Here is a 12,952-nt window from a genome sequence, read left to right as displayed (position 1 = left end):
TGGCGCCCCGGGCGGCCGCATGACGACGGCGCCGCCCCACCGGCATCGTGGGGGCGGCGCCGCTCGTCTCGCCGGTAGCGGGCCTACTTCACCGACCCCTCCGACAAGCCCGCAGCGATGTATCGCTGAATGGCCATGAAGAAGATGACCGACGGGACGATGACGATGACGGAGGCGGCCATCATCGCACCCCAGTCCAGGACCTCGGAGCCCTGCAGTGAGTAGAGCCCCACCGCCACTGGCATCTTGTCCGACTCGGTGATGAACAACAGGGCGTAGAGGAACTCGTTGAAGGTGTTGATGAAGGTGTACACCGCAGTGGCCACGATTCCCGGCAGGATGATCGGCACGGATATCTGCCAGAACACGCGGAACCGGCTGGCCCCATCAACCGCTGCCGCCTCCTCGATTCCCACCGGAACCGTCTGGAAGAAGCCGATGAGCATCCATATCGCATAGGGGATCGAGAAGGAGAGGTAGGCGATCACCAGTCCGATGTAGCTGTTCATCAGCCCCAGCCTCACCATGGTGACCGTGTAGGGGATCGCCAGCAGGATCGGGGGGAACATGTAGGTCCCGATGAGGATCTTCGTCAGTTGACGGCCGACCCTGGGGAAGAACCTGACGACCCCGTAGGCCCCCAGCAGGGAGATGAGCACCGTGATGAACGTGGAGCTCCCCGCCAGCATGAGGGAGTTGCGCAGGTTCCCCAGGAAGCCGATCTCGCCCACGACCTTGCGGTAGTGCTCCAGAGTGGGATTCAGGGAGAAGAGCTGCAAGGGGCTGCTTGCCAGCTCCTGCGAGGTCTTGAACGAGGAGAGCACCACCCACAGCAGGGGGAAGACGGCGATCGCGGCCGCGATGATGAGGAAGGCGTAGATGCCCACCAGGCCCCACCTGCTCTGTCCTACATGACGCATGATCTAGCCCCTCTCCTGATCCCAGTGACGAAGCACCCTGAAGGCCACCATGGCAAGCAGGAGCAGGAAGACCAGGAGCAGCACGGTCACCGTCGAGGCCACACCCAGCTGGCGCAGGCTCCAGCCGGCCTGGTAGGCGAAGATCGGCAAGGTGGTGGTGCGCTCCCCGGGCCCTCCCCCCGTGAGGAGGAAGAGCAGATCGAAGTTGTTGAATACCCAGATGGTCCTCAGGATCACCAGCAGGCCGATGACCTCACGAATATGGGTCAGTGTGATGAAGCGGAAGCGCTGCAGTCCGGAGGCGCCATCCACCATGGCCGCCTCATACTGCTCCTGCGGGATCGTCTTGAGGGCGGAGAGGATGTTGACCATGAACATCGGGGCGCCGAACCAGATGTTGATGGCCAGGACCACCCAGAACGTGGTCTCCGGCTTCCCCAGCAGCGCGATGTTGCTGCTCGTCAGCCCTGTGGAGCTGAGGAGATTGGGGAGGAATCCGTAGACATCGTTGAGGATCCACTTCCAGGCGAAGGCGGTGATGATCGCCGGGAAGGCCCACGGCACGATGAGCAGGGTCCGCAGCACGCCGGAGCCCCGCGGGATCCGGTCCAGTGCCAGCGCCAGGGCCATGCCGACCAGGAGCTGGCCCACGATCGAGGCGGCCGTCCACTTGATCGAGACCCCGAAGGCGTTCCAGTAGTCCTTCGAGACCAGGAGCTCGGTGTAGTTCTCCAGACCGATGACCTCATAGCTCTGCCGCAGCAGGTGCTTGTCGGTGAAGGAGTACCACACGCTTGAGAGCACGGGGTAGATGAGCAGCGCCAGGACCACGATGATCGACGGCGCCACGAAGCATATTCCAGACCAGTTGATGCGTTTGATGCGGGTCATGATGGCAGTCCTCCCCGGGTGGCGGGGCGCTGGGCCCCGCCACCCGATCGGCTCAGGAGATCTTCGCTCCGGCCGCCTCGAAGGCGTCGTTGAGCTTGCTCTCGCAGTCCTTGGCCGCCGCCTCGATGTCGGTGCCGTCGGCGATGATCGAGTGGAACATCTTCTCGATGAGCGCCTGCCCGGTCAGGACACCGGCCTGGGCCACCGGGCCGTTCTCCATCCCGATGGCGCTGCCGACCCCGACCTGCTCCTGGATCACCGCGATCGAATCGGAGTACTTCGTGATCGTCTCGTCCTCCAGGTAGGCCGGCTCGGTGGTGACATCGCTGAGAACCGGCAGCATTCCGCCGGGCACGGAGTGGAGGAAGTCGATGTACTCCTCCTTGCTGAAGAGGAACTCCAGGAAGGCCTTGGCCTCCTGCCTGACCTCGGAGGCCTCCCAGACCACCAGGGGGACGTTGGAGACCTCTGCGGGGTAGTTCGCCGTGTCGGAGGCCTTGAGCCTGGGCAGCGGGGCCGCGGCGATGGAGTCCACCAGGTCGGGCCGGTTCGAGGCCACTCCCGAGATGTGGAAGCCGGAGTTGAAGTCGAAGGCGGTCTTGCCCTGGTAGAAGAGTGTCGCCTGATCCAGGACCGCGTAGTCCAGGGAGCCCTCCGGGGAGACCTCCTTGTACAGGTCGACCCAGTACTTGATGCCCGCCAGCGCCGCCGAGGAGGTGAGGTTGGCCGAGCCGTCCTTCTTCAGCAGGGTCTCCCCCGCCGAGCGCACGTAGAAGTTGAGGTACCGGGCGCCCATGAAGTCGCCTGTGCCCAGGGGCACGGACAGGCCGTAGAGGTCGTCCGACCTGCCGATGGCCTTGGCAGCGGCGGCGAGCTCCTCCCAGGTCTGGGGCACCGCGATCCCCTTGGCATCCAGCACGTCCTTGCGGTACCACATCACCTGGGCGTGGGAGTAGATCGGCACGGAGTAGGACGCCCCCTCGAGCTGGCCCTCGGCCAGTGCGGGCTCGGGGAAGCGGTCACGGCCGATGGAGTCGATGACGTCATCGAGGGGAACCAGCGCCTCGGCATTGATCATCTCCACGACCTGGTTGGGCAGGGCCGTCGAGATGTCGGGAACCTGCCCCGAGGTCAGGCCCGTGGTCCACTTCGTGTTGAACTCACCCCAGGAGAACTGCTCGATCGTGATGGTGACATCCGGGTTCGCGGCGTGGAACTCATCGGCCATCCTCTGCATCCACTCGGCGCGCGGCCCCTGGGTGAAGGAGGACCACATGGTGACATTCCCGGACAGTGGCCCGGTCTCCTCCTGCGAGGCGCGCTCGGAGCCGCCGCAGGCGGCCAGTGCTCCGGCGAGCCCGACTCCGCCTGCGATGAGCAGGCCGCGGCGGCTGAGGAGGGGCGAGGACAGGTGGCGGATCGTGGGGGTCATGAGAGTTCTCCTTTGAACTGGACGGTGGCAATCAATGGGCTCGGTGGGCGATGGCGAGGGCACGGGTCGGTCACGCGGGCTCCACCTCCTGAGGATCGGCTGATGGCACTTCTGCCGGCTCCAGGTCCAGGCCGAACCAGCTCAGCGGGACGCGCGAGAGGTAGAGGCCCTGGTACTCGTTCTCCCACAGCACCCCCAGGGCGCCGTCGGGCAGCGGGCACAGGCACTGGTAGACGTGGTGGCCGGGGTTGAGGGTGCGCGAGCGGTGCCAGGTCCGCCCGCCGTCCAGGCTCAGCCGCAGCACGCCGCAGCCGCGGTAGGGCAGCATGAGCGAGGCGTTGGCGAAGACCACCCGGTCCTGGCCCGCCGGTGAGGGCAGGCTGATGGCGTTGGGCTGGCACCAGATCTCGGGCAGCTCCTCATCGAAGGCCACCTGCCCCCAGGTACTCCCCCCGTCCTGGGACAGGGCCACGGCCACCCGCCCCTCCGGGGCCTGATTGCGCATGAGCAGCATGAGGCTGCCGTCGTGCCGCTCGATGACCGTGGCCTCGTGCAGCGAGTAGGCCTCGTCGGTGAAGGCGGCGGGGTCCAGCGCGCCATCCGGAGTGGGCCGGCCGGTGTTGGAGGTGCGTCCCAGGCTCCAGGTCTCCCCGTGGTCATCGGAGTACAGGACGGTGGCGCACATGGCCAGCCAGTTGGCCTCGTTGTTGAAGTAGACGGGGATGACGAGCCTACCGCGGTGCTCCCCGTGGCGCAGGACGATGCCGTTGCCGGGGCCCGTGCCCAGGAAGCGCATCCACGGCTCCTTGACCTGCGGGTTGAGGTGGCGCGGCTCACTCCAGGTAAGCCCGTCGTCGTCGGAGTAGAGGTGGAGCAGGTAGCTGGTGGGGATCATGCCCAACTCCTGGTCGGGATCGGCCCCCGGCGCCAGGGCGATGTTGCCCGCCGGACTCCCCTGGCGGGTGATCCCGCCATCGGCGCCGACCCGCCAGGGGGTGGACTCCCCCTCCATCCCCACCACGGCGCCGTCGGGCTCCAGGGCGTAGCGGCCCTCCTGCCAGTCGCGCAGCAGCATCCTGCCCTGCTCATCGAAGCCCACCGACGCCCAGCAGTGGGGCTGGCCGATCCCGCCGGGGAAGTGGTCGATGAGGACGTGGATGCGCCCGGTGCCGGGATCCTGGACCATGCAGGAGTCGATGACATTGGCGGCGTCCTGGCCGGTCCCGGGGCAGTCGATGACCGTCGTCGGCTCCTGCCAGGTCACCCCGCCGTCCAGGGAGCGGCGCACGACGAAGTTGATGTCGTTGGGGGCGTCATTGGGGCTGGAGACGCGCTGGTCGGCTCCGGCCAGGACGGTGCCCGAGGCCAGGGCCAGGATGCTGGGGATGCGGTAGGAGGCAGAGCCCCTGTAGCCGCGGTCGAAGACCGCGTCGGTCTCGATCGGCTCGACCCCGCTGAGGCGCTTGACCTGGGCGTCGTTGAGGATGCGGGTGTGGATGCCGGCGCGGGCGACCTCCCCGGCCAGCCTCACGCCATGGTGGTCCTGCCCCACGACGATGCGCTCCAGGCCCTGGACATCCCCCAGGAAGAACTCCCCGGGGCTGTGGGCCTCCCGGAAGCCGTCGACGTAGAGATCGACGGCGCCGTGGCCCACCACCAGGGCCACATCGTGCCACTGCCCCTGGCTCCACTGCCCGGTGGCCTCGACGACGCGCTCGCTGCTCGCGGCGCCGTCCCGGGCGCTGAGTCGGTAGGTCAGCCCGTGGGGGCCCACGGCCAGGCTCAGGGCGCCTCCGCGCCCGCTGGCCGCCAGGATGACCCCGTGCTGCCCCCGCCCGCGCGAGCGGAAGCGCAGGCTGAGCGAGCCGCGTCGCAGGCCCGCCAGGCGCTCGACGTCGTAGGCGCTCAGATCACTGGCGGCGAACTCCACCTCGGGGACGGCGGGGCGGGCCAGGGCGAGCACCTCGCGGGAGCTGAGGACGCCGGGGTGGACGGTGAAGGACTCGATCTGCGCGCCGGCCCCGCCCAGCGCCAGGTCCTCCAGCGCCCCGAGGTCGGCGAGGAAGGCGGTGGTGGTCCCGCAGAAGGCCTGGTAGCCGTCGATGTAGAGGCGGGTGCCCCGCGGTCCGGCGGTCAGTGCCACGGAGTGCCACTGCCCGTCGTCGAGCCCCCGTACATCCTCGGCGTCCAGGGTGCTGTGCTGCTCGGGCAGGCGCACCTCGTACAGGAGCCTGGAATCGGCCAGGCGCAGGGTCAGGGACCTGCCCTCGGCCCCGAGGAGGCGCAGCAGGGGCCCTGAGGCGCGGGCCCTGACGTCGAAGGTGATGCTCCCCCGGGAGGCCGTGGCGTCCAGGGCGTGCACGTCGTGGTGCGATGAGTTCATGATCCGTCCAGTGGTCAGTGGGGGCGCGGCCAACCACAGGGGTGCCGCGCTGGGAGTTGATCGGGGTCAGGGCCCTGGCAGCAATGCGATGGGCCCGGGGCGGGAGCCGCAGTGGCCGGGCGATATGCCTGAACCGCCGTGGCTGGGCGCAGTGCGGGGCACAGCGGTGCTCCGGGGGCCGGAACCGGTGATGGCCGTGGGCCCCGCCGGCGGAGTAGGTGCGGGCGGCCCTGGACGGAGCTCATCCGATACCAGGGGCCGGGCAGGCGCTGTCAGGGCGGGGCTCAGGCGCGGACCGGGGAGGGTCCGCGGCCCTGACGGACGGCGGACTGGCGACGCGCGGTCATCGTGACGCGCCATGGCGATTCCGCGTACATGACTGCCTCCCCCTTCTCATCATCGAGCGGTCGTATCGCAGTGATCCACCACCAGACGTCAGTTGTCTGATGTTGTGAGAGAAGAGTAGCAGCACTTCTCCGCCACCGCCACTGCCCCGCGCCGACCAGCGCCCTCGCCACGCCCTTCCCCCGGCCAGGAGTATCGAGCAATGATCCGCCTGCCCCAATCCCCTCACAGGCATCGGCACCTGCTGGGACCGCGCAGCGGGCCGGGCCGTGCCGTATGTATGCTGAGGCGCCCTGCCCCCTCGTGAGGGAGACCGCCGTGTCACACCACTCCCCAGCCCCGAGCACCCCCCAGAGCCAGCGACCCAAGGATCCTGTCGACGCCGTCCCGCCGGTGGGCCAGCTCGCCGTGCTGAGCATCCAGCACGTCCTGGCCTTCTACGCCGGCGCCGTCGTCGTGCCCCTGGTCATCGCCCAGGGCCTCCACCTCGACACCGCCACCACCATCCACCTCATCAACGCCGACCTGCTGACCTGCGGCATCGCCACGATCATCCAGTCCGCCGGGCTGGGCCGGCACATCGGCGTGCGCCTGCCGCTGATCCAGGGCGTCACCTTCACCGCGGTCTCCCCGCTCATCGCCATCGGCCTGGCGGCCACCGGTGGGCGGGGCAGCGTGGAGGGGCTGCCAGCCATGTACGGCTCCATCATCGCAGCCGGCCTCCTCACCTTCCTTGCCGCCCCCTACTTCGCCCGCATGCTGCGCTTCTTCCCGCCCGTGGTCACCGGCACCCTGCTGACCATCATGGGCACCACCCTCATGAGCGTCTCGGCCTATGACATCGTCTCCTGGGGCTCCCAGGCGGCCCCGGGCCAGGACGCCGCGGCCCTGACCCTCAGGGGCCTGGCCTACGCCCTGGCCACGATCGCCGTCATCGTGGTGGTCCAGCGGGTCTTCAAGGGCTTCATGTCCACCATCGCGGTGCTCCTGGGCCTGGTGGGCGCCACCGCCGTGGCAGCCGTGCTGGGGGACACCGACTTCTCCGGGGTCGGCTCCGCCGCGCCCATCGGCCTGACCACGCCCTTCTACTTCGGCGTCCCCGAGTTCACCCTCACCGGCATCATCTCCATGGTCATCGTCATGGCGGTCACGGCCGTGGAGACCACCGGGGACGTCTTCGCCACCGGCGAGGTGGTGGGCAGGCGCATCACCCCCAGGCATATCGCCGCCGCCCTGCGCGCCGACGGCCTGTCCACCCTGCTGGGCGGGGTGCTCAACTCCTTCCCCTACACCTGCTTCGCCCAGAACGTGGGCCTGGTGCGCCTGACCCGGGTGATGTCGCGGTGGGTGGTCACCGCGGCCGGCGTCATCATGATCATCCTGGGGCTGCTGCCCAAGGCCGGTGCGGTGGTCGCGGCCATCCCCACCCCGGTCATCGGGGGCGCGAGCCTGACCATGTTCGCCTCCGTGGCGGTGGTGGGCATCCAGACCCTGGGCAAGGTCGATATGCGCGACAACCGCAACGCCGTCATCGTGTCCACCTCCATGGGCCTGGCGCTGCTGGTGACCTTCAAGCCGGATCTGGCTGCGGCCATGCCATCCTGGCTGGCCATCCTCTTCGGCTCGGGGGTGACCCTGGGCTCGATCACCGCGATCGTGCTCAATATCGTGTTCTTCCACCTGGGCAGCGGGCGCAGCGACGACGTGACCGTGGTGGGCGGCCGCCCCGTGGAGCTGCGCCAAGTCGGCGAGATGGACCGGGAGGCCTTCGTCGAGACCTTCCGCGACCTGCACGTGGGGGTGGACTGGCCGGCCGAGCGCGCCTGGGAGCGCCGTCCCTTCGCCACCACGGCGGATCTGCGCCACGCCTTCGAGGAGGCGGTCCTGACCGCCCCGCCCCAGCAGCAGGAGGAGCTCATCGCCGCCTATGAGCCGATCACCGACCTGGTTCTGTCCCCCAGCCCCGAGAGGCAGGCGGGCCTGGACACCGCCGGCCTGGCCCTGGGCCCCTTCGACGACGCCGAGCGCGCCGAGCTGGAGGCCCTGGCCCGGGCCTATGAGGAGCGCTTCGGCCGGCCCCTGGTGATGTGCCTGACGCATGTGACCGATCGCCGCGAGCTCATGGCCCGCGGCTGGCAGCGGGTGGAGGCCTCCGCCGCCCGGGAGTTCAGCACCGCCCTGGGCGAGATCATCGATATCGCCGACTCCCGCTTCGAGGCCCGGGTGGCCGACGCCAACCCGGTGCGCAGCGCCTGGGCCCGCACCTTCGAGAAGCTGGACTAGGGGTCCTTCCCGGCAGGCTGTCAGCGGGGAGGGCCCCGGCGGGTGCGGGTCGCCCGGCGCGCGTCGCACAAAGAACGTCACTTCGCGACTTGGGCGACACTTGGCGGAATGGACGTACCTTGCAGGTGTCGTCCATTCCGCCAAGCGACGCCTTCGTCGCCAAGTGACGTCGAATCGCAGCCCACCACCATCAGCCCTGGCTCACCGCGGTCCTGATCCCTATCCCGGGGCGCTGCGCCTCTCCCGGCAGAGGCGAGCCCGGCCACCCGCATCCCCTGGCCACCACCATGCCGGGGAGGAGCAGCGGGCGCCCGGACCTGTGGCGAAGACCGTCGCCGGTGACCCTCGGTGGGCGGCAGGCCGCCGAGGATGCGGCTCGACGCCGACGGCGAGGGCACGCGATCGGGCGTGACGTCGCCAGCCTCGGTGCGGCCTCAGGCCGGGTGGGCCTGGCGCAGGTCGTCGATGACCTGGGCCAGGCGCCGCGCCCCCTCCTGGAGCGCCTGCGGCGAGGAGCCGGAGTAGGCCAGGCGCAGGCAGGCCCCGGGCGGCTCGCCCGCGAAGCACGCCCGTCCGGGCACGACGATGAGCTCGCGCTCGATGGCCGCACCCAGGATGTCGGCACCCGGGTCCACCCCCTCGAGGGTCACCCAGGTGAAGAAGCCACCGGAGGGCACCGTCCAGCGCACGCCATCGGGGACGTGCTGAGCCAATGAGTCGAGGAGGCCCTGGCAGCGCTCGGCGTAGGCCTGGCGCAGGCGGCCCAGGTGCTCGGACCACGAGGGGGTGCCCACGTAGGCCGCGACGATCTCCTGGGCCAGCACGCTGGGGTGGATGTCCACCGACTCCCCGGCGATCTGGAGGCGGTCGCGCACCTGGGGCGGGGCCGCCATCCACCCCACCCGCATGCCTGGGGAGAAGATCTTGGAGAAGGAGCCCAGGTGCACCACGCCGGCCGGGTTGAGGGAGTACAGGGAGGCGAGCGGCTCGGTGCCGGGGAAGCCGACGAAGGCGTAGGGGTCGTCCTCGACGATCGGCACGCCGCGGCGCGCGCAGATCTCGACCACCTGCTCGCGCCGCGGCTGGGACAGGGTGGTGCCCGAGGGGTTCTGGTGGTGCGGGATCGTGTAGAGGTAGCCCACGCGCCGGCCCTCGCGCTGCGCGGCGTCGAGGGCCTCCTCCAGGGCCTGGGGCACCAGGCCGTCGTCGTCGACGGGGATCTGGCGCAGCTCGGTCTCGTAGGCGCCGAAGACGCCCATGGCCCCCACGTAGGTGGGCCCCTCGGCCACGACGACGTCCCCGGGGTCGCACAGCAGCTTGGTGGCCAGGTCGATCCCCATCTGGGAGCCGGTGGTGATGAGCAGCTCGCGGGGGGAGACCTGGGCGCCCTGCGCGGCCATGAGAGCGCCGATGACCTCTGGCAGGGCTGCGATGCCGGCACCGGAACCGTACTGGAGGATCTCGGCGCCCCGATCGCGCAGGAGGCGGGCGGAGATCTCGGCGATCTCCTCATGCGGCAGGAGGGCGGTGTCAGGATTGCCCCCGGCCAGGGACACGAATCGCGGATCGAGGGCGAGCTCGAAGACCGCCCGCACCGGGGAGGGGCGGAACTCGTGCTCGCGCCTGGCGTAGCGCATGGCCGGCTCCGCTGCGAACCGCTCCTTGCCGGTGGGGGTCGTGGCTGAGGTCATGGTGCGCTTCCTTCCTGCGGCCCTCGATGGATCGCCCCGCTCAGGCCGTGGCGGGCGCGTCCTCGCCGATGTCGATATTGGGCGTGATCCGGTTCTTGTCCAGCGCGGTCACCGTCAGGTAGGACACCAGGCCGACGATGATGCCGAAGGTGATCGGCCAGTTGCCGCCGATGGCGAAGTCCGCTCCCCCGCCGCTCTCGCCGTAGACCATCGTCCCGGCCACGGTCAGCGCGCTCAGGGCCAGGGAGACCAGGCCGGCGCGCGGGGAGATGCGCCGCAGCACGAAGGAGAAGAAGACCGGGATGAACACGCAGCCCGAGAGGAACCCGTAGGCCAGGTCCAGGGCCTTGAAGATGTCGGAGATGACGACGGCCAGCAGCACCGTCAGCAGGCCGATGGACAGGGCGATGGCACGGTTGATCCACACATCGCGGCTGGTGGTCGCCTGCCCATGGGCGTCAGGGCCTCCCGTCTGCGAGGCCGATTCGGAGGACTTCTGACCGCGCACGAAGCGCAGGTACAGATCGTTGTAGACCACCGTCGAGCAGGCCAGGATCGTCCCGGAGGCCACCGACATGCAGGCGGCCAGGGCTGCGGCCAGGAGCAGTCCCGCCACGCCGGCGGGCAGGAAGGCGCTGACGCCGGCCTCGAAGGCCAGGGCGGAGTTGTCGACCTGGATGCCCGCGGCCAGGACGGCCATGCCGAGCAGCACGGCGCACAGCGCGTAGAGGATCGAGTAGACGCCGGCCAGGATGGTCCCGGTACGCGCGATGCGCTCGTTGCGGGCGGTGAAGACGCGCTGCCAGATGTCCTGGCCGATGACCAGGCCCGGGACGTAGAGGAGGATCCAGTACAGGGTGCCGGACCATCCGTAGGCGCCCAGGTCCCAGTGGGTCTCGGGCACCTTGTCCAGGAAGCCGGACAGGCCCCCGATCCTCGGGCTGGCCAGGACGAACATCGGGGCCAGGATCATCACGCCCAGCGTCTTGATGACGAACTGGACGATATCGGTCATGGTCACCGACCACATGCCGCCCAGGAAGGTGTAGAAGACGACGACGAGTCCGGAGATCGCCATGGCCACGGTCTCCGGGATCCCGAACAGGCCTGCGGCGATGGCCCCCATGGAGACCACCTGCACGACGGTCAGGGAGATGGTGTAGACGATGGTCAGCACGGCTCCGAAGACGCGCGCCGACGGGCCGTAGTTGCGCTCGACCACCTCGTTGATGCTCAGGGCGCGCAGCCGGTTGAGCTTGGAGGAGATGAGCATGCCCAGGGCGATGAGCCCCATGCCCAGGGAGCCGCCCACCAGGATGCCGGCCACACCGTCCTCGTAGCCCTTGCCCGTGCCGCCCACGGTCACCGCGCCGCCCACGGCCAGTGCTGCGATGCAGCCGAAGAACACCGGGAAGCCGAGACGGCGGCCTGCGACCAGGTAGTCCTCGCGACTCTTGGTGCGGCGCATCGACCACAATCCGATCCCGATCATCGCCAGGAAGTAGGCCACGATGACCACGAAGTCGAGTGGGTGGAGAGACTGCATCTCGGGGCTCCTTTGCCGTATGGACCGCGACCGGTTCCGGTCGGACGGGGAGGTGGCAACTGGCTGTCGCCCACGGCGGGAAGTGTAGCCGTGGATTCGCACAAGACACACCGTTATCGCGATCATGCCCTGCTGGGAGCCGAAAACGCCCGCCGACGGCGCCGCGCGGCCCCCCTTGCCCGCAGCAGCGATGAGGGCGGTGCGGCGGGTGGGCGCCGGAGCGCAAGCGGCCCCCGCGCGCACTGCGCCCGGGGGCCGATGGTGGAGATGGGGGGAATCGAACCCCCGTCCGACGGGCATGCAACAGGACTTCTCCGGGTGCAGCTCGCTAGTGATTTTCTCAGCCCCGGCGCCTCACACGAGCAAGGGCGCCGACGGGCTCAGTCGATAAGGAGTCCCGAGGAGCCTACCGACACGGCTCCTCAGCAGTGGCTTCCTAGATGACGCCAGGGACCGGGGCGGAAGCGCTCCCCGGGCTGACGGACTTCGAGGCTCGCTCAGGCGGCGAGGGCGAAGTCGGTGCGAGTGTTATCGGCACCTATTGGTTCGCACAGAGCGTTGACGAGATGACTGTGCATCCTCGACCCGCTTCCCCTGAACCCACGACCGTCGTCGAAACCGATCATCCCCTATGGAGTTCCCCTCCGTGCTGCACACCCGCACCTTCCGAACCGCCATGGGGGCGGATCGGGGGCCACAGGCCTGTAGCAGCAAGAAACAGTAGCAGAAGCCGGCCGGACTGGCCAGGGGCCTCGCTGATGATCGCGGGCCCGGCACCCTGTCAGCAGGGCCGGCCCCGCCCGCGGGTCTCAGCCCTGCCGGCGGTTGGCCGCGGCGATGGCGCGGGCGGCCTCGCGCTTGTCCTGGGCCTCGCGCAGGGCCTGGCGCTTGTCCCAGTCCTGCTTGCCCCGGGCCAGGGCGATCTCGATCTTGACCCGGCCCCGGATGAAGTACAGCTCCAGGGGCACCACGGTGTAGCCCTTGGCCTGGACGCGCATGGCCAGGCGCTCGAGCTCGCTGCGGTGCAGCAGGAGCTTGCGCTTGCGCCGGGGGGTGTGGTTGTTCCAGGTCCCCTGGAGGTACTCGGGGATGTGAGCGCCCTGAAGCCAGGCCTCCCCGTGGCGGTCGATCTCCACCCAGGCCTCGGTCAGGGAGGCCCGGCCCATGCGCAGGGCCTTGACCTCGGTGCCGGTGAGGACCATGCCCGCCTCGTAGCGGTCCTCGATGGCGTAGTCATGGGTGGCCTTCTTATTGCGGGCGATCGTCTTGCGCGCATCGGAGGCGGCCTTGGCCCTCTGCCCGGGCGTGGGCTTGGCGGGCCGCTTGGACCTCGCGGCGGTGGGGCTCATCGTCGTCTCCTTCCCCAGGCTCTCGTCATCGGGCGCGTGCACCCGGGCGCGGCTGCGCACCGAGCACAGGAGTCTACGCCGCCGCCGGCGCCCCCAGAAGCCTGACAGCCCC

8 protein-coding genes and 1 other RNA gene are annotated in these 12,952 nt (G+C 69.5%); 1 reads left to right on the top strand and 8 read right to left on the bottom strand.

Annotation, left to right across the window (positions count from 1 at the left end; all coding sequences use genetic code 11):
- Nucleotides 1-83 precede the first annotated feature (83 nt).
- The 4 genes from MANAM107_RS09750 to MANAM107_RS09735 all read right to left on the bottom strand — a co-directional run bounded on the left by MANAM107_RS09750 (nucleotide 84) and on the right by MANAM107_RS09735 (nucleotide 5,626).
- The gene (locus tag MANAM107_RS09750; protein ID WP_223907857.1) at nucleotides 84-920 is read right to left on the bottom strand and encodes a carbohydrate ABC transporter permease; all 837 of its coding nucleotides are present in this window, start codon (nucleotides 918-920) and stop codon (nucleotides 84-86) included.
- A 3-nt stretch (nucleotides 921-923) separates the two neighbouring features.
- Complete coding sequence (locus MANAM107_RS09745) at nucleotides 924-1,811, bottom strand: carbohydrate ABC transporter permease (protein ID WP_179899755.1); 888 nt, start codon at nucleotides 1,809-1,811, stop codon at nucleotides 924-926.
- 52 nt (nucleotides 1,812-1,863) lie between these two features.
- Nucleotides 1,864-3,243 carry an ABC transporter substrate-binding protein gene (locus MANAM107_RS09740; RefSeq protein WP_223907854.1) on the bottom strand — a complete coding sequence of 460 codons (1,380 nt, stop codon included), beginning with the start codon at nucleotides 3,241-3,243 and terminating at the stop codon, nucleotides 1,864-1,866.
- Between the two features lie 70 nt (nucleotides 3,244-3,313).
- A complete protein-coding gene (locus MANAM107_RS09735) occupies nucleotides 3,314-5,626 on the bottom strand; it encodes an exo-alpha-sialidase (protein ID WP_223907851.1) in 2,313 nt (770 codons plus the stop codon).
- A gap of 663 nt (nucleotides 5,627-6,289) precedes the next feature.
- Between MANAM107_RS09735 and MANAM107_RS09730 the strand changes: the two genes are divergently transcribed.
- Nucleotides 6,290-8,254 carry a solute carrier family 23 protein gene (locus MANAM107_RS09730; protein WP_223907848.1) on the top strand — a complete coding sequence of 655 codons (1,965 nt, stop codon included), beginning with the start codon at nucleotides 6,290-6,292 and terminating at the stop codon, nucleotides 8,252-8,254.
- 434 nt (nucleotides 8,255-8,688) lie between these two features.
- Here MANAM107_RS09730 and MANAM107_RS09725 read toward each other — a convergent pair whose 3' ends face one another.
- The 4 genes from MANAM107_RS09725 to smpB all read right to left on the bottom strand — a co-directional run bounded on the left by MANAM107_RS09725 (nucleotide 8,689) and on the right by smpB (nucleotide 12,840).
- Nucleotides 8,689-9,945: an aminotransferase-like domain-containing protein gene (locus MANAM107_RS09725; RefSeq protein ID WP_223907845.1), complete on the bottom strand. Its 1,257-nt coding sequence runs from the start codon at nucleotides 9,943-9,945 to the stop codon at nucleotides 8,689-8,691.
- Between the two features lie 40 nt (nucleotides 9,946-9,985).
- Complete coding sequence (locus MANAM107_RS09720; protein WP_223907842.1) at nucleotides 9,986-11,491, bottom strand: sodium:solute symporter family transporter; 1,506 nt, start codon at nucleotides 11,489-11,491, stop codon at nucleotides 9,986-9,988.
- A 259-nt stretch (nucleotides 11,492-11,750) separates the two neighbouring features.
- Nucleotides 11,751-12,121, bottom strand: a transfer-messenger RNA (tmRNA) gene (gene ssrA, locus MANAM107_RS09715).
- A gap of 179 nt (nucleotides 12,122-12,300) precedes the next feature.
- Nucleotides 12,301-12,840: an SsrA-binding protein SmpB gene (gene smpB, locus MANAM107_RS09710; protein WP_223907839.1), complete on the bottom strand. Its 540-nt coding sequence runs from the start codon at nucleotides 12,838-12,840 to the stop codon at nucleotides 12,301-12,303.
- Nucleotides 12,841-12,952: the final 112 nt, after the last annotated feature.

This window comes from Actinomyces capricornis, assembly GCF_019974135.1.
Classification (GTDB): domain Bacteria; phylum Actinomycetota; class Actinomycetes; order Actinomycetales; family Actinomycetaceae; genus Actinomyces; species Actinomyces capricornis.
The sequence above is the reverse complement of the archived record's forward strand: the minus strand, read 5'-3'. Positions and strand labels throughout refer to the sequence as shown.